The sequence below is a fragment of the Pseudomonas gingeri genome, from assembly GCF_013385635.1.
GTDB classification, from domain to species: domain Bacteria; phylum Pseudomonadota; class Gammaproteobacteria; order Pseudomonadales; family Pseudomonadaceae; genus Aquipseudomonas; species Aquipseudomonas gingeri_A.
The window spans coordinates 409,417-425,131 of record NZ_JACAPR010000011.1 but is presented as its reverse complement, the minus strand read 5'-3'; the positions used below and the strand labels follow the sequence as shown (position 1 = coordinate 425,131).

16 protein-coding genes are annotated in these 15,715 nt (G+C 63.8%); 6 read left to right on the top strand and 10 right to left on the bottom strand.

Annotated features, from left to right (window positions below; translation table 11 throughout):
- The first annotated feature begins 250 nt into the window (after positions 1–250).
- On the top strand, positions 251–475 hold the full coding sequence (locus HX851_RS15870) for a hypothetical protein (protein WP_177065755.1): 225 nt from the start codon (positions 251–253) through the stop codon (positions 473–475).
- Between the two features lie 7 nt (positions 476–482).
- On the opposite strand, the gene HX851_RS15865 is transcribed toward HX851_RS15870, so the two are convergent.
- Genes HX851_RS15865 through HX851_RS15855 form a run of 3 tightly spaced genes read right to left on the bottom strand, consistent with a single transcriptional unit; the run spans position 483 to position 2,404 of the window.
- A complete protein-coding gene (locus tag HX851_RS15865) occupies positions 483–905 on the bottom strand; it encodes a VOC family protein (RefSeq protein ID WP_177065757.1) in 423 nt (140 codons plus the stop codon).
- Between the two features lie 29 nt (positions 906–934).
- Positions 935–1,333, bottom strand: a complete 399-nt coding sequence (locus HX851_RS15860; protein ID WP_177065759.1) for a carboxymuconolactone decarboxylase family protein — start codon at positions 1,331–1,333, stop codon at positions 935–937.
- Between the two features lie 42 nt (positions 1,334–1,375).
- Positions 1,376–2,404, bottom strand: a complete 1,029-nt coding sequence (locus HX851_RS15855; protein ID WP_177065761.1) for an AraC family transcriptional regulator — start codon at positions 2,402–2,404, stop codon at positions 1,376–1,378.
- A 246-nt stretch (positions 2,405–2,650) separates the two neighbouring features.
- Here HX851_RS15855 and HX851_RS15850 point away from each other — a divergent pair, with 246 nt between their 5' ends.
- Genes HX851_RS15850 through HX851_RS15840 form a run of 3 tightly spaced genes read left to right on the top strand, consistent with a single transcriptional unit; the run spans position 2,651 to position 5,348 of the window.
- Positions 2,651–3,832 carry an acetyl-CoA C-acyltransferase family protein gene (locus HX851_RS15850; RefSeq protein WP_177065763.1) on the top strand — a complete coding sequence of 394 codons (1,182 nt, stop codon included), beginning with the start codon at positions 2,651–2,653 and terminating at the stop codon, positions 3,830–3,832.
- Positions 3,833–3,844: 12 nt separating this feature from the next.
- Positions 3,845–4,699 (top strand): 3-hydroxybutyryl-CoA dehydrogenase, encoded by an 855-nt coding sequence (locus HX851_RS15845; RefSeq protein ID WP_177065771.1) that lies wholly within the window; start codon positions 3,845–3,847, stop codon positions 4,697–4,699.
- A 7-nt stretch (positions 4,700–4,706) separates the two neighbouring features.
- A complete protein-coding gene (locus tag HX851_RS15840) occupies positions 4,707–5,348 on the top strand; it encodes a TetR/AcrR family transcriptional regulator (protein ID WP_177059733.1) in 642 nt (213 codons plus the stop codon).
- A gap of 92 nt (positions 5,349–5,440) precedes the next feature.
- Here HX851_RS15840 and HX851_RS15835 read toward each other — a convergent pair whose 3' ends face one another.
- Positions 5,441–5,791, bottom strand: coding sequence for a hypothetical protein (locus HX851_RS15835; protein WP_177059735.1), 351 nt, complete (start codon positions 5,789–5,791; stop codon positions 5,441–5,443).
- Between the two features lie 264 nt (positions 5,792–6,055).
- On the opposite strand from HX851_RS15835, the gene HX851_RS15830 reads away from it, so the two are divergent.
- Entirely contained in the window at positions 6,056–7,162 is a 1,107-nt protein-coding gene (locus HX851_RS15830) for an enoyl-CoA hydratase/isomerase family protein (RefSeq protein ID WP_177065773.1), read from the top strand.
- A 3-nt stretch (positions 7,163–7,165) separates the two neighbouring features.
- The gene (locus HX851_RS15825) at positions 7,166–8,317 is read left to right on the top strand and encodes an acyl-CoA dehydrogenase family protein (RefSeq protein ID WP_177065781.1); all 1,152 of its coding nucleotides are present in this window, start codon (positions 7,166–7,168) and stop codon (positions 8,315–8,317) included.
- Positions 8,318–8,526: 209 nt separating this feature from the next.
- On the opposite strand, the gene HX851_RS15820 is transcribed toward HX851_RS15825, so the two are convergent.
- The 6 genes from HX851_RS15820 to HX851_RS15795 all read right to left on the bottom strand — a co-directional run bounded on the left by HX851_RS15820 (position 8,527) and on the right by HX851_RS15795 (position 15,528).
- Positions 8,527–9,300, bottom strand: coding sequence for an enoyl-CoA hydratase (locus HX851_RS15820; RefSeq protein ID WP_177065783.1), 774 nt, complete (start codon positions 9,298–9,300; stop codon positions 8,527–8,529).
- Between the two features lie 15 nt (positions 9,301–9,315).
- Complete coding sequence (locus HX851_RS15815) at positions 9,316–10,443, bottom strand: acyl-CoA dehydrogenase (protein ID WP_177059743.1); 1,128 nt, start codon at positions 10,441–10,443, stop codon at positions 9,316–9,318.
- 8 nt (positions 10,444–10,451) lie between these two features.
- Entirely contained in the window at positions 10,452–11,642 is a 1,191-nt protein-coding gene (locus HX851_RS15810) for an acetyl-CoA C-acyltransferase (RefSeq protein WP_177059745.1), read from the bottom strand.
- 11 nt (positions 11,643–11,653) lie between these two features.
- Entirely contained in the window at positions 11,654–12,421 is a 768-nt protein-coding gene (locus HX851_RS15805) for an SDR family NAD(P)-dependent oxidoreductase (protein ID WP_177059747.1), read from the bottom strand.
- A gap of 148 nt (positions 12,422–12,569) precedes the next feature.
- Positions 12,570–14,216 (bottom strand): AMP-binding protein, encoded by a 1,647-nt coding sequence (locus tag HX851_RS15800; RefSeq protein ID WP_177065784.1) that lies wholly within the window; start codon positions 14,214–14,216, stop codon positions 12,570–12,572.
- A gap of 295 nt (positions 14,217–14,511) precedes the next feature.
- Positions 14,512–15,528: an AraC family transcriptional regulator gene (locus HX851_RS15795; RefSeq protein WP_177059749.1), complete on the bottom strand. Its 1,017-nt coding sequence runs from the start codon at positions 15,526–15,528 to the stop codon at positions 14,512–14,514.
- Between the last annotated feature and the right edge of the window lie 187 nt (positions 15,529–15,715).

Sequence of the window (15,715 nt, the reverse complement as noted above, 5' to 3'; positions counted from 1 at the left end):
TGTCTGCATTGCAGAGCCCATGCCATTATTTTAGATAATTAAAATCAATAACTTGCAAAAAAATCAGGGATCAGGACCTGTGCATCCCGGGAACAAATGTCGAATCGCTGTTGCCCAGGCAACAGTGGCGGAAAAACCGACGAAAGGGGTTCAAGACTGTCATTTCTGACAGTAGCCAGCCGCCCTGACACGGCTCACATTGTCGACAGCAGTTACTTTTACCGATTGAGATGCTTTTGGGAGAGATGCCATGAGCAGCAGCGATCCACGCAAGAACAATCCAATTACCCCGCCCTACAAGGGGTACACCATCACCTCCAAGGTCAAGGACACCCCGCCTTTTTATGTGTGGCGACCAGGAGGCGGGCAATTGGTCAATGACGCCGATCCCGATGCGGATCCCTATGCCGACATCGGCGGTTTCAGCTCGATTGAAAACGCCCAAGCGCGCATAAACGAAAGCGCCGCCATCTGACGGCAGCTTATGCGCTGCCGGGTAGAAGCTTTTCCAGGGCGGGCGTATGCACAAAGCACAACTTGTTGCCTTCCGGATCCCGGCAATAGGCGCCGTAGTAATCGGCCGCGTAATCGGGGCGCAGGCCCGGAGCCCCTTCGTCCCTGGCGCCTAGCGCCAGGGCCTGGTTCCAGGCGGCCCGTACCGCCGCCCGGGACGGCGCGGCAAAGCTCACCTGCACGCCATTGCCCCAGGTCGCCGGCAAGCCGTTGAAGGGTTCCTGGACAAAGAACTGTGGCCAATCACGCCCCGGCAACTGCCAGCCGGCGCCAGGCGGGCCGTTGTCCTGGTCGTCCACCATGCGCACCAGGCCTAGCTCGGCCAGTACCGTTTCGTAGAAGGCAATCATGCGCGGCAGGTCCCGCGCGCCGAGCTGGATATGGCTGAACATGGCGGTCGTCCCTGTGTGGGTTGGCGGTCTCAGTCGAGCTTGAACGCATCGTCCAGCGGGATACGGTAACCGTTGGCCAGCCGATTGGTTTCGTTGGCCATGCCGACCACCGCCTGCAACTCGCCGAACATCTCATCGGTCATCCCCGCCTTGCGCGCCGCCGCCGTGTGGGAAGCGATGCAGTACGGGCAATTGTTGGTGACGCTGACGGCGACGTAGATCAGTTCCTTGGTCAACGGGTCCAGCGCACCGGGGGCCATGATTTCCTTGAGGCTCTCCCAGGTCCGGCGCAGGGTCGGCGGATGAGCCGCCAGGCATTTCCAGAAGTTGTTGACCTGCTCGACCTTGCGGGTCTGCATGATGTCGTCATAGACCGCCCGTACTTCAGGGCTGGCGTCGGCGTATTCGGTCAGGTGCTGGGATGACATGAACGACCCTCGGGGTGATGGATATCGGTGAATGATCAAGGCTTACAGCGGGTCAGCAGATGTAGCGCATCGCCCGCGTAAACGAAAGTTTCCGGGGCTCTCCCCGGTCCACTGCTTGAAGGCCCGGTGAAAGGCACTGGGTTCGCGAAAGCCGACTTCCTGGGCAATCTCGGCGATGCTCATATCGCTGCTGCGCAGTCGCTCGAAGGCCATGGCCCGGCGCACTTCGTCCTTGATCTCCTGGTAGGAGAAGCCTTCGCGTTGCAAGGCCCGACGCAGGCTCGCCAGGTGGATATCGAACTCGCCGGCCAGTTGCTCCAGGGTCGGCCAGTGGTCGTAGCCACAGGCCCGCAGGCGCTGGTGGACCCGGGCACTGAAGCCTTCGCGGTTGCGGAAGCGGATGAACACCGACTGCGGTGCATCCCGCAAGAAGGTATAGAGCGATTTGCGGTCCTGCAATACTGGCAGGCGCAGATACTCACGTTCGAATTCGATCTCGGTGACGGCCGCATCGAATTCCACGTAGGCGCCCCAGAGCAGGTGTTCGTCGCAGTGGGGCGGCCGGGCATGGGCAAACCGCGCGCGGCTGATGGGAATCCGCCGTCCGGCCAGCCAGCACATCAGCCCGACGATCAGGATCAGGAAGGTTTCGGTGATCACCGCCTGCAAGTAGGGATCCCCGGTAGCGGTTTTCATCACCACGACCACCCGCTTGCCCCTGACCTGCACCTGGGCCTGGATATCGCGCAGGAACAGCGCGAAATACTCCAGGGACAGCCCCAGCGCCTTGCCCACCGTCGGCGCCTGGATCAGGCCACGGCAGATCAGGGCAAAGCTGCCGATGGGCATACCGTGGGAATCGAAGCCGAAAAACTCATCGCCCAGCTCGCGGATCACCGTCAGCCAGAGTTGCGCCAGCAGCCTGGGCGCCACCCTTTCACCCAGTTCCTCCACGGAACGCTCGCTGAAACCCGCCGCCTGCAACAGCTCGGCGACCCGCTGCGGACGGTCGAGAAAGCGCACCAGCAGGGCCTTGACGAAATACGACGACACCGAATGTTTTTCTTTCATGAATCCCAGGCCGCATATGGCAAAAAATAACAATTTTACTGAGCAGTTTCGGCATAGGCCGGACCGACACCCGGCCCTAGACTTATCGGCCAGGTGAACCTTACTTCAGATTGAGAACACCCCCCACAACCTGTAGGAGTCGGCTTTTGTGGGAGCGGGCTTGCCCGCGAAGCTCTTGGCGTCCTCGCGGAGGCCATCGCCGGCAAGCCGGCTCCTACAATCACAACGACAAACCAGGAGTGCCCCATGTCAAAGCCCGAAGTGTATATCGTCAGCGCTGCCCGCACCGCCATCGGCACCTTCGGCGGCGCCCTGAAGGATGTCGCCCTCAGCGAACTGGCCACCACGGCGGTCAAGGCCGCCCTGCAGCACAGTGACCTCGATCCGGCCCTGGTCGGTCATGTGGTGATGGGCAATGTGATCCCCACCGACACCCAGGACGCCTACCTGTCCCGTGTCGCGGCGATGAACGCCGGCATTCCCAAGGAAACCCCGGCCTACAACGTCAACCGCCTCTGCGGCTCGGGCCTGCAGGCGATTGTCTCGGCGGCCCAGACCCTGCTGCTCGGCGATGCCGAGGTGGCCATCGGTGCCGGTGCCGAATCCATGAGCCGCGGCCCTTACCTGCTGCCGTCGGCACGCTGGGGCGCACGCATGGGCAACGTCCAGGCGATCGACTACATGCTCGGCATTCTGCATGACCCGTTCCATGGCATCCACATGGGCATCACCGCGGAAAATATCGCCGAGCGCAACGGTATCACCCGCCAGATGCAGGACGATCTCGCCCTCGAAGAACAACTGCGGGCCCGTCGCGCCATCGACGAGGGCCGCTTCGTTTCGCAGATCGTCCCGGTGGAAGTGCGCAGCCGCAAGGGCACCGAACTGTTCAGCGTCGACGAACACCCGCGCGCCACCTCGCTGGAACAACTGGCACAGATGCGCACGGCCTTCAAGAAAGACGGCACGGTCACCGCCGGCAATGCTTCGGGCCTCAATGACGGTGCCGCCGCCTTGCTGTTGGCCACCAGTGCGGCGGTCCAGGCCAACGGCCTCAAGCCCCTGGCCCGCCTGGTGGCCTACGCCCACGCCGGGGTCGAACCCGAGCTGATGGGCCTCGGCCCGATCCCGGCCACCCGCTTGGCCCTCAAGCGCGCCGGATTGACCGTCGCCGACCTCGATGTGATCGAAGCCAACGTCGCCTTCGCCGCCCAGGCCTGTGCCGTCAGCCAGGAACTGGACCTTGACCCGGCCCGGGTCAACCCCAACGGCTCGGGGATTGCCCTCGGCCACCCGGTGGGTGCCACCGGCGCGATCATCGCCACCAAGCTGATCCATGAACTGCACCGCACCGGCGGGCGTTATGGCCTGGCGACCATGTGCATCGGCGGCGGGCAAGGTATCGCGGTCATCTTCGAACGAATCTGAAGGACAACACCTATGACTACTCAACGTATCGCCGTGATCGGCGCCGGCATCATGGGCAACGGCATCGCCCAGGTCTGCGCGGTCGCGGGCCTGCAAGTCAGCCTCATCGACGTGTCCCAGGCCGCCCTGGACAAGGGCCTGGCAACCCTCACCGGCAACCTCGAGCGCCAGGTGCGCAAGACCGTGATCAGCGCCGAGGACAAACAGGCCGCGCTGGGTCGCATCAGCCTGAGCAGCGACTACGCAGTGCTGGTCGACGCCGAACTGGTGATCGAGGCCGCCACGGAAAACCTCGAGCTGAAAAAGCGCATCCTCAAGCAGATCGCCGAAGTCGTGGACGACACATGCATCATCGCCACCAACACCTCGTCACTGTCGATCACCGAGCTGGCGGCGGCCATCGCCCTGCCCGAGCGCTTTATCGGCCTGCACTTCTTCAACCCGGTGCCAATGATGGGCCTGCTGGAAGTCATTCGCGGCCTGCAGACCAGCGACGCCACCCACGCCAGCGCACTGGCCCTGGCCACGCAGATCGGCAAAACAGCGGTCACCGCGCGCAATCGCCCGGGTTTCGTGGTCAACCGCATCCTCTGCCCGATGATCAACGAAGCGATCTTCGTGCTCCAGGAAGACCTGGCCAGCGCTGAAGACATTGACGCCGGCATGCAACTGGGCTGCAACCAGCCCATCGGCCCGCTGGCCCTGGCCGACCTGATCGGCCTGGACACCCTGCTGGCGATCATGGAGAGCCTGCACTCTGGCTTCGACGAACCGAAATACCGGCCGGCGCAGTTGCTCAAGGAAATGGTCGCGGCCGGTTACCTGGGCCGCAAGAGCGGTCGCGGCTTCCACGCGTACGAGCGCTGAGCCGCCCATGGCCCGGGCCGTACTCGCCATGCCAGCGATGCCTGGAGAGGAGATCCGGGCCAGGCCCTCGCGCCATCTGGAAACCCGCGCAAAAGCCGTGGCGCTGTTTGCCCGGCGCGGGTTCGCCCAGGTCGGCCTGCGGGAACTGGCGGGGCACCTGGGCATCCAGGCGGGCTCGATCTACAACCATATCGAGAGCAAGGAAGCCCTGCTGTTCGAGCTGATCGAAAGCCTCTACCTGGACCTGCTGGGAATCGTCACCCCGCCGCTGCGTACCTCACGTTCGGCGGAAAAGCGCCTGAACGAACTGATCGCAGCCCATCTGGACCTGCACCGCGACAAAGGCGATTTCTTCCGGGTCGCGGAGCATGAATTCCACTGCCTGGAAGCCACGCACCAAGCCACGGTACTGGTGCTGCGCCGGCGCTACGAAAGCCATCTGGTCAAGCTGCTGACGCCCCTGGGCCTGTCATCCGACGAAACCCTGGCCCTGACCACCGTGCGCACCTTCCTGTGCCTGCTGAACAACCTGCCGGCCTGGACCGACGAGGCAGGACTGGAACCGGGTGGATATCGGGCATTGATGCATAACATCGCGTTGGGAGCCGTGAAGGGAGCGCTGACTCACAAAAGCCCCAACCCCAACTAGTATTCGAGCGCGAACACGCTCAAATCCGTCGGTTCTCCCCCCGATCAACCACCGCCCCCCTTCCCGAGCGAGCTTCAGGTCGGATCATGCCATCACAGGCAAGTCGCTACCGCCGCCAGCCTCCGGGCACCGATCGGCTTGCTGGTGGTCGCGTAGTAGTCGACCACCGTGCCATTGGCATCGCGGCGGACATCGACGAAATACTCAGAACCCCGGGTGTAGACGGTGGAGCCGCCCTTGTAGCCCGGTTGCAGGTAGGCCGCGGCATCCACGTCGAAGACCGCCTCGTCCTGCCAGGAGAACTGGATGCACTGGGCGACGACGTTATCGGCCTTGGCCGAGGTAAAGGTCTTGGTCGGCCCGGTGGTGCGGGTCTGATTCATGCCGGGACTCATGCACCCCGCCAACGCTACTGTCGCCAACGCCCCGATTAACATCCGCATGACCGTTCCCTGCTCCGAAAAAAAGAAGCGACTTTAGCATTGAGTCGGCGCAATACGAATCTGATTTCCGCCCCGTTTGCCGCAGATTCGGGTTGCAACCCCGGCGTGTTGGGCCAGACTGTCCAGAGCCGCCTTCGAACAGGCATAAATGCAGACAAGACCTGCACTTATCCGGGTTGTACTGGGCAAATTTGCACTGTTACGATCGACCATCGTTCGTCCGTCGAACGCACTCAAAAAGACAATAAAAGCAGGGAGTTAGTAATGACTGCTCGGGTTTCATCCTCCGCTGCCACGGATCTCGACAACACCTCGGCCGAGGTACTCGCCGAGGTGCGCAACCATATCGGCCACCTGACCCTCAATCGCCCCGCCGGCCTCAATGCCCTGACCCTGGACATGATCCGCCTGCTGCAACGCCAGCTCGATGCCTGGGCCGAGGATCCGCACATCCACGCGGTCACCCTGCGCGGTGCCGGTGATCGTGCCTTCTGTGCCGGCGGCGATATCCGATCACTGCATGACAGCTACCAGAGTGGCGGGCGCCTGCACGAAGATTTCTTCGTCGAGGAATACGCCCTCGACCTGAGCATCCACCACTACCGCAAGCCGGTGCTGGTGCTGATGGACGGTTTTGTCCTCGGCGGCGGCATGGGCCTGGTGCAAGGCGCCGACCTGCGGGTGGTCACCGAACGCAGCCGCCTGGCCATGCCGGAAGTCGGCATCGGGTATTTCCCGGATGTCGGCGGCAGCTATTTCCTGCCACGCATTCCCGGTGAAATCGGCCTCTACCTGGGGGTGAGCGGCAGCCAGATCCGCGCTGCCGACGCGCTGTATTGTGGCCTCGCCGACTGGTACCTGAGCAGTGACAAGCTGAACGAACTGGACCAGCGCCTCGACCAACTGGAGTGGCACGACACGCCCCTCAAGGACCTGCAGAGCCTGCTGGCCAGGCTCGGCGTGCAGACCCTGCCCGATGCCCCGCTGGACAAGCTGCGCCCGGCCATCGACCACTTCTTCGCCCTGCCCGATGTGCCGAGCATGGTCGAGCAACTGCGGGAAGTGACCGTTGCCGACAGCCATGAGTGGGCCAAGGAGACCGCCGACCTGCTGGAGACCCGTTCGCCGCTGGCCATGGGTGTGACCCTGGAGATGCTTCGTCGCGGCCGGCACCTGGGCCTGGAGGAATGCTTCGCCCTGGAACTGCACCTGGACCGTCAGTGGTTCGAGCACGGCGATCTGATGGAAGGTGTGCGTGCCCTGCTGATCGACAAGGACAAGACTCCCCGCTGGAATCCACCGACCCTGCAGGCACTGCGGCCCGAGCAGGTCGCCCGTTTTTTCCACGGCCTCGACACGAGCGGGAACTGAACCATGCACGATATCGAACTGAGCGAAGAACAAGTGATGATCCGCGACATGGCCCGGGACTTTGCCCGCGGCGAGATCGCACCGCATGCCCAGGCCTGGGAAAAGGCCGGCTGGATCGACGACGGCCTCGTCAACAAGATGGGTGAGCTGGGCCTGCTGGGCATGGTGGTGCCCGAGGAATGGGGCGGCACCTATGTCGACTATGTGGCCTACGCCCTGGCCGTGGAGGAAATTTCCGCCGGTGACGGTGCCACCGGCGCTCTGATGAGCATCCACAACTCGGTTGGCTGCGGGCCGATCCTCAACTACGGCAGCCAGGCCCAGAAGGAAACCTGGCTGGAAGCGCTGGCCACCGGCCGGGCCATCGGCTGCTTCTGCCTCACCGAGCCCCAGGCCGGCTCCGAAGCCCATAACCTGCGCACCCGTGCCGAGCTCAAGGACGGCCAGTGGCTGATCAACGGCGCCAAGCAGTTTGTCAGCAATGGCAAGCGGGCCAAGCTGGCGATCGTCTTTGCCGTGACCGATCCGGAGTTGGGCAAGAAAGGTATTTCCGCGTTCCTGGTGCCCACCGATACCCCCGGTTTTATCGTCGATCGCACCGAACACAAGATGGGCATTCGCGCGTCGGATACCTGCGCCGTCACGCTGAACCAGTGCAGCGTGCCCGAAGCCAACCTGCTGGGTGAGCGCGGCAAGGGCCTGGCGATTGCCCTGTCGAACCTGGAAGGCGGGCGTATCGGCATCGCCGCCCAGGCCCTGGGGATCGCCCGCGCCGCTTTCGAGGCCGCGCTGGCCTATGCCCGCGACCGGGTACAGTTCGGCAAGCCGATCATCGAGCACCAGAGCATCGCCAATATGCTCGCCGACATGCACACCCGGATCAACGCCTCGCGCCTGCTGATCCTGCATGCCGCGCGTCTGCGCAGCGCAGGCCAGCCGTGCCTGTCGGAGGCCTCGCAGGCCAAGCTGTTCGCTTCGGAAATGGCCGAGAAGGTCTGCTCGTCAGCGACGCAGATCCATGGCGGCTACGGCTACCTGGAAGATTATCCGGTGGAGCGCTACTACCGCGATGCACGGATCACGCAGATCTACGAAGGGTCGAGCGAGATTCAGCGGATGCTGATCGCGCGGGAACTCAAGCACTACTTGGTATAACACAGACCTGTGGCGAGCGGGCTTGCCCGCGCGGGGGCGCGAAGCGCCCCCAAACTCGGAGAACTCGATGTGTCAGATATACCGAGTGAAGATCGTTCCCACGCTCCAGCGTGGGAATGCAGCCCGTGACGCTCCGCGTCACAACAGCGGACGCTGAGCGTCCAGAGAAGCATTACTTTGCTGCGCGTGGGAACGATCAACAACAGGACTCAGCTGTCCTTGAACTGCGCCTCGCGCTTGGCGATAAAGGCCGCCATCCCTTCTTTCTGATCCTCGGTGGCGAATGCCGCGTGGAACACCCGACGCTCGAAGCGCACACCTTCCGACAGACTGACCTCAAAAGCGCGGTTGACGCTTTCCTTGACCATCATACTGATGGGAATCGACTTCCCGGCGATCAGGCTCGCGACCTTCAACGCCTCGTCCAGCAACTCGTCGACCGGCACGATCCGCGCAACGATCCCGCACCGCTCGGCCTCCACCGCATCGATAAAGCGCCCGGTCAGGCACATTTCCATGGCCTTGGCCTTGCCCACCGCACGGGTCAGGCGCTGGGTACCGCCCATGCCCGGCAGCACGCCGAGGTTGATTTCCGGCTGACCGAACTTGGCGTTGTCACCGGCCAGGATAAAGTCGCACATCAGCGCCAGCTCACAACCGCCGCCGAGGGCAAAACCGGCCACCGCGGCGATGATCGGCTTGCGCCGGTTGGCGACCCGATCACTGTCGCTGAACAGGTCGTCGAGGTAGATCTTCGGGTAGGTCAGCTCGGCCATTTCCTTGATATCGGCGCCGGCGGCGAAGGCTTTCTTCGAACCGGTCAGGACGACGCAGCCGATCTGCGGGTCGGCCTCCAGCGCGTCGAGCGCCCGGTTCAACTCGCTGACGATCTGCGCGTTCAGCGCGTTGAGCGCCTGCGGGCGGTTCAGGGTAATCAGGCCGACACGGCCCTTGATGTCCAGCAGAATGGTTTCATAGCTCATCGATAGAGTCCTTGATCACAGGTTGCGCGAAATGACCATGCGCTGAATGTCACTGGTGCCTTCGTAGATCTGGCAGACCCGCACATCACGGTAGATCCGTTCAAGCGGGAAATCGTTCAAATAGCCATAACCGCCGAGGGTTTGCAACGCCGCGGAGCAGACCTTCTCGGCCATTTCCGAGGCGAACAGCTTGGCCATGGAGGCCTCCACCAGGGCCGGCTTGCCGCTGTCGCGCAGGGCGGCGGCGTAGTGCACCATCTGCCGCGCCACCGCGATCTGGGTTGCCATGTCCGCCAGCCGGAAGGCTACGGCCTGATGCTCCACCAGGGCCTTGCCGAAGCTTTGCCGTTCGCGGGCGTAGTCACGCGCCGCCTCGAACGCCGCCCGGGCCATGCCCACCGACTGCGCGGCAATACCGACGCGGCCGCCTTCCAGGTTCGCCAGGGCGATGCGATACCCCTCGCCCTCCTCGCCCAGACGATTGGCCACCGGCACCTGCACGTCCTCGAAGAGAATCTGGCAGGTATCCGAGGCGTGCTGGCCGAGCTTGTCCTCGACCCGCGCGACTTTATAGCCCGGCGAGTCGGTGGGCACGATAAAGGCGCTGATGCCGCGCTTGCCGGCACTCGGGTCGGTCACCGCGAAGACGATCACCACCCCGGCGTTCTGCCCGGAGGTAATGAATTGCTTGCAGCCGTTGAGTACGTAGTGATCGCCTTCCAGCCGCGCGCGGGTCTTCAGGCCGCTGGCATCGGAGCCGGCCTGCGGCTCGGTCAGGGCAAAGGCCCCGAGCATCGCGCCACTGGCCAGGGGCGGCAGGAACCGGGCTTTCTGCTCCTCGCTGCCGAAGTTGAGGATCGGCACGCAACCCACTGAATTGTGCACGCTCATGATGGTCGAGCAGGCACCGTCGCCGGCGGCGATTTCCTCCAGGGCCATGGCATAGGCCAGGTAACCGGTGTCGCAACCGCCCCAGTCTTGCGGCACCAGCATGCCAAAAAAGCCCAGCCCGGCCATCTCGCCGATGGCCTCGCGAGGAAAGCGGTGTTCGCGGTCCCATTCGGCGGCGAACGGTTTCAGCCTCTCCTGGGCAAACACCCGGGCCGCATCGCTGATCTGTTGTTGCTCTTCGCTCGGTAACATGGGGGCTCCTAGTACAGGCACTCGACGGCCATGGCCGTGGCTTCGCCGCCGCCGATGCAGATGGCCGCGATGCCGCGCTTGAGGCCTTGCTGGCGCAGGGCCGAAAGCAGGGTCACCAGGATCCGTGCACCGGATGCACCGATCGGATGGCCAAGGGCGCAGGCACCGCCATGAACGTTGACCTTGGCATGGGGAATATCCAGCTTGCTCATGGTCACCAGAGTGACCACGGCGAACGCCTCGTTGATTTCAAAACGGTCGACCTGATCCAGCGACCAGCCGGTCTTCTTCAGCAACTTGTCGATCGCCCCCACCGGTGCTACCGGGAACAGGCCAGGGGTATCGGCAAACGCCGCATGTCCGTGGATCACCGCCAACGGTTTGAGGCCGCGCTTCTGCGCTTCGGAACGGCGCATCAACAGCAGCGCCGCGGCGCCATCGGAAATCGAGCTGGAGTTCGCCGCCGTGACCGTACCGCCCGCGCGGAACGCCGGCTTCAGCGTGGCGATCTTGTCCAGTCTGGCCTTCGGCGGCTGTTCGTCATCGCTGATCAGCCGCTGCTCCTTACCGACCGTGACCTGCAACGGCACGATTTCATCCTTGAAGCGGCCCTCGTTGATGGCCTGCTGCGCGCGGGTCAGGGACGCCATGGCAAAGGCATCCTGGACCTCGCGGCTGAAACCGTTGGTTTCGGCGCAATCCTCGGCAAAAGTGCCCATCAGGCGACCCTTGTCGTAGGCGTCCTCCAGGCCGTCGAGGAACATATGGTCGAGCACCTGGCCGTGGCCCATGCGATAGCCGCTACGGGCACGGTCCAGCAGGTACGGGGCGTTGGACATGCTTTCCATGCCACCGGCCACCACCACTTCGGCACTGCCGGCCAGCAGCATGTCGTGGGCGAGGATGGTCGCCTCCATGCCGGAGCCACACATCTTGTTCAGGGTGGTGCAGCGGGTGGACTTGTCCAGTCCGGCGCCCAATGCCGCCTGACGGGCCGGCGCCTGGCCGAGGCCGGCGGAGAGCACGCAGCCGAACAGCACTTCCTCCACGGCGGCGGCGGCCACACCGGCACGCTCGACCGCCGCGCGAATGGCGGCGGCACCCAGTTGCGGCGCGCTGAGGCTCTTCAGGTCGCCCTGGAAGCCACCCATGGGGGTGCGCACGGCGCTGACGATCACAATCGGGTCTTGAGTGTTCATGTGCGATTCTCCTATTTCGCGGCCATGCGCAAGGCGCCGTCGAGACGGATCACCTCGCCATTGAGCATGCTGTTTTCAATGATGTGCCGGACCAGCGCCGCGTATTCGGACGGCTTGCCCAGGCGTGGCGGGAACGGCACGCCGGCTGCCAGGGAGGCACGGACTTCCGGGGTCATGCCGGCCATCATCGGGGTTTCGAAGATGCCTGGCGCAATGGTCATCACGCGGATGCCGAAACGGGCCAGCTCGCGGGCGGCCGGCAGGGTCAGGCTGACGATCGCGCCCTTGGACGCGGCATAGGCAGCCTGGCCGATCTGGCCGTCATAGGCGGCAGCCGAGGCCGTGTTGATGATCACCCCGCGCTCGCCGTCCGCGTCGGCCTCGGTTTCGGCCATGGCCGCGGCGGCCAGACGCAGCAGGTTGAAACTGCCGATCAGGTTGACGTTGATCACCTGACTGAAACTCTCCAGCAGGTGCGGGCCGTTCCTGCCGAGGATCTTCTCGCCACGAACGATACCCGCGCAGTTGACCAGACCGTGCAGGCCGCCGAAAGCCGTGACCGCCGCCTGTACCGCGACCTGGGCCTGGGCCTCCTGGGTGATATCCGCCACCACGCTGTGGGCACTGGAGCCGAGCGTTTGCGCCTGGGCCGCGACGGCCTCGGCATTGAGGTCCACCAGCATGACCCGGGCACCCGCAGCCACCAGCATCTCGGCGGTAGCCGCACCGAGGCCGGAAGCCCCGCCGCTGACCAGGAAAACCTTGTCTTGAATACGCATCACACATGTCCTTCGTTAAAACCGTGGATAAACCTGGTAACCGACACTGTCCCTGTAGGAGCCGGCTTGCCGGCGATGAGGCCTGTAAGTCCTGCATTGCCTGTCGGGACGACATCGCCGGCAAGCCGGCTCCTGCACAAGGTCCTTGTCAGGTCCCTGCCTGGGCCTTGGCGATTTCCTGATTACGCAGGATGAAGCGTTGCAACTTGCCGCTCGGGGTCTTGGGCAGTTCGTCGACGAATTCGATTTCCCGTGGATAGGCATGGGCCGCCAGGCGCTTGCGCACATGCTGGCGCAGCTCTTCGGCCAGTTGCGGCTCGGCACGGTACTGCGAGCCGAGCACCACGAAGGCCTTCACCAGCTCGGTACGCTCGGGGTCGGGCTTGCCGACCACCGCCGCTTCCACCACCGCCGGATGCTCGACCAGGGCGCTTTCCACATCGAACGGACCGACCCGATAACCCGAGGTGGTGATCACATCGTCGCTACGGCCGACAAAGCTGATGCTGCCATCGGCGTTCAGCTCGACGGTGTCGCCGCTGAGGTAATACCGACCGACAAATGCCTTGGTTTCAAAACCCTGGTAGCCGTTGAACCAGCACATCGGCGACTGGGAGCGGTCCAGGGCGAGAATCCCCGGCTGACCGACACCCAACTCCTGATGGTCGTCGTCCAGCACCACGATGCGATGACCGGGCGAGGCAAAGCCCGCCGAACCGACATGCACCGGGTGCTGCAGGCCGTGGTGGTTGCACAGCACCATGCCCACCTCAGTCTGGCCGTAGTGGTCGAGGATGGTCACGTCGAGGTGTTCCGCGAACCAGCGGATCACTTCCGGGTTCAACGGCTCGCCGGCACTGCTGACGGCCCGCAGCCGGCCCCTGACCCTGCCGGAGAAGGCCTCTCCCGCCGCGATCAGCAGACGGTAGGCGGTCGGCGACCCGGTGAGGTTGGTGATGCCGTATTTCTCGATCACCCGGCAGGTGCTTTCCACGGTGAACGGACCGTCGTAGAAGGTGATCGGATGACCCAGGCCCAACGGCCCGGTGATACCGAAGTAAAGCCCATAGGCCCAGCCCGGATCGGCGACATTCCAGAAGGCATCTTCCGGACGCAGGTCGACCGCATCACGGGTGTAGTTCTGGAAGGCGATGATCGCCTTGAGCGGCACTTCCAGGGGCTTGGCCGGACCGGTGGTGCCCGAGGTGAACATCAGCAGGAACGGATCCTCACCGTCCAGCATCACCGGTTCGCAATAGGCCGGATAGTTGTCCAGTTCGGCCCAGAAGCTGAAGTCACCGCGTACGATGCCCTGCCCGCGCGGGCCGGCAACGGTGACGATGGTCGGGCAATCGCCGACTTCACTCAGCTTGGCGCGATTGGCCGCGTCGGTGACCACCACCCTGGCCGCGGAACTGCCCAGGCGGTGTTCGATGGCCTTGGGGCCGAAGGCGGTGAACAGTGGCTGATAGACGGCGCCGATGCGCCAGGTGGCGAACAGGGTCACCAGCAACTCGACATTGCGCGGCAACAGGCCGGCAACCTTGTCGCCACGGCGCACGCCCTGGGCCAGGAGGAAATTGGCGAAACGTCCGGCTTTGTCCTGCAGGTCGGTAAAGGTATAGGTCGCACTGCTGCCGTCGCGGCCCTCCCAGAACAACGCGATCCGTCCCGGCAAGGCATGCCGGTCACAGCATTCGACGCTGGCATTTAGCGCCGTCAAAGTCCCTTTCAAGGCCGTATCGGCCGCGTGCTGATAGTTGAAGCTCTCGGTGGCGGTCAGGTAGTCGCGCATAACAGGAATCTCTCGGTCTTATCTTGTTATTAGAAGGAAGAGGAACCGTAGAAAAATCCTGGAAATAGTCGCCCCGTCAGGGACTTGGAACAATGGTCAAAGCCTTCAACCTGCTTGACTGGTTTGGCCAATAACAGCGCTACAGCGCCACCTGCCCTGTGGGAGATTCTATGGCTTTGATCGTTCCCACGCTCTGCGTGGGCATGCAGCCCGTGACGCTGCGCGTCACAAAAGCGGACGCAGAGCGTCCCGTGAGGCATTCCCACGCAGAGCGTGGGAATGATCGAAATGCGCGCTATTGCGCTTCGTTGAGGATCAGGCTGCGGTAATGCCCCGGATTGGACCCGGACCATTTGCGAAAGGCCTTGTAGAACGAGCTGGTATCGGCGAACCCCAGCCGCGTGGCGATTTCGGCGAAGCTGATGGCAGGCTCGGCCAGCCAGGCGATCGCCAGCTCCTTGCGCACGCTGTCCTTGAGGCCCTGGTAGGTCTGCCCCTCCTCCGCCAACCGGCGCCGCAGGGTCGAGGCCGACACGCACAATTGCAGCGCCAGGCCCTCGGTTTCCGGCCACTGCTCGGCGGGCAACTGCCGCAGGTCGTGCTTGATCCGACTGGCCAGGCTCTGGGCGTCGCGGTACTTGACCAGGATATTGGCCGGCGCCTGACCGAGAAAACGCTGCAATTCCTGGGCGCTGCGCTTGATCGGCAGGTCCAGGCAGTCGGCGGAGAAGATCATCCGGGTCCGTGGCCGGGCAAAACGCAGGTTCTCGGAAAACATCACCCGATAGTCCTCGCCATAGTCCGGTTCGGCACAGCGCAATTCGATGGCCAGGATCGGAATGCGCCGCCCGGCCAGCCAGCAGGCGACCCCATGGACGATCATCCAGTAGGCGAAGTAGGTAAACGGCCGGCGCACCTCGCCCTCGGGCTCCAGCAGGACGATTTCCGCCAGGCTCTGCCGGGTCACCAACTGTGCCGGCAAACGTTCGAACATCAGCGACAGAAAGCCCAGCACCGCCTCCAGCCCCATCGCCACCGTGGGCTGGGCCATGCCGGCCCGGCACAGGTAAGCGAAGCTACCGGCGCGCAGCTTGCGCGGGTCCATGCCAAAGAACTCGTCATCGTTGCGTCGCGCCAACAGGCGCCACAGCCGGGCGTAGTCACTGGCCGGCACGCGGGCATCGGGTTGCTCCAACAATTGCGGGGCAATCCCGACCTTGTCCAGGACCTCTTCGATGGCCGCTCCCGGGGCGCAACTCTGCAGCAGTGCCTCGCGCACCAGATGGATGGAGATGGTGTCTTTTTCCGACATTGGCCGTCACTCAAGCCTTGTGCTGATCCTTGTGACGGCCATCTTAGGCAGCGCCGAGCAAAAAGCCAGCGTGATCCCTTCATAAAATCCGCGGCAGCGCCGATAGCCTCGGCATTGTTATGATCCGTCGCCAGCGCGGAACCGTCTTTTCAGGGAGTTTTATCAGGTATGGTCGTGGTCACAGCGT

Excerpts from the sequence above, each read along its gene's own strand:
- HX851_RS15870 (WP_177065755.1), top strand. The coding sequence starts at position 251 with ATGAGCAGCAGCGATCCACGCAAGAACAATCCAATTACCCCGCCCTAC.
- HX851_RS15865 (WP_177065757.1), bottom strand. The coding sequence starts at position 905 with ATGTTCAGCCATATCCAGCTCGGCGCGCGGGACCTGCCGCGCATGATT.
- HX851_RS15860 (WP_177065759.1), bottom strand. The coding sequence starts at position 1,333 with ATGTCATCCCAGCACCTGACCGAATACGCCGACGCCAGCCCTGAAGTA.
- HX851_RS15855 (WP_177065761.1), bottom strand. The coding sequence starts at position 2,404 with ATGAAAGAAAAACATTCGGTGTCGTCGTATTTCGTCAAGGCCCTGCTG.
- HX851_RS15850 (WP_177065763.1), top strand. The coding sequence starts at position 2,651 with ATGTCAAAGCCCGAAGTGTATATCGTCAGCGCTGCCCGCACCGCCATC.
- HX851_RS15845 (WP_177065771.1), top strand. The coding sequence starts at position 3,845 with ATGACTACTCAACGTATCGCCGTGATCGGCGCCGGCATCATGGGCAAC.
- HX851_RS15840 (WP_177059733.1), top strand. The coding sequence starts at position 4,707 with ATGGCCCGGGCCGTACTCGCCATGCCAGCGATGCCTGGAGAGGAGATC.
- HX851_RS15835 (WP_177059735.1), bottom strand. The coding sequence starts at position 5,791 with ATGCGGATGTTAATCGGGGCGTTGGCGACAGTAGCGTTGGCGGGGTGC.
- HX851_RS15830 (WP_177065773.1), top strand. The coding sequence starts at position 6,056 with ATGACTGCTCGGGTTTCATCCTCCGCTGCCACGGATCTCGACAACACC.
- HX851_RS15825 (WP_177065781.1), top strand. The coding sequence starts at position 7,166 with ATGCACGATATCGAACTGAGCGAAGAACAAGTGATGATCCGCGACATG.
- HX851_RS15820 (WP_177065783.1), bottom strand. The coding sequence starts at position 9,300 with ATGAGCTATGAAACCATTCTGCTGGACATCAAGGGCCGTGTCGGCCTG.
- HX851_RS15815 (WP_177059743.1), bottom strand. The coding sequence starts at position 10,443 with ATGTTACCGAGCGAAGAGCAACAACAGATCAGCGATGCGGCCCGGGTG.
- HX851_RS15810 (WP_177059745.1), bottom strand. The coding sequence starts at position 11,642 with ATGAACACTCAAGACCCGATTGTGATCGTCAGCGCCGTGCGCACCCCC.
- HX851_RS15805 (WP_177059747.1), bottom strand. The coding sequence starts at position 12,421 with ATGCGTATTCAAGACAAGGTTTTCCTGGTCAGCGGCGGGGCTTCCGGC.
- HX851_RS15800 (WP_177065784.1), bottom strand. The coding sequence starts at position 14,216 with ATGCGCGACTACCTGACCGCCACCGAGAGCTTCAACTATCAGCACGCG.
- HX851_RS15795 (WP_177059749.1), bottom strand. The coding sequence starts at position 15,528 with ATGTCGGAAAAAGACACCATCTCCATCCATCTGGTGCGCGAGGCACTG.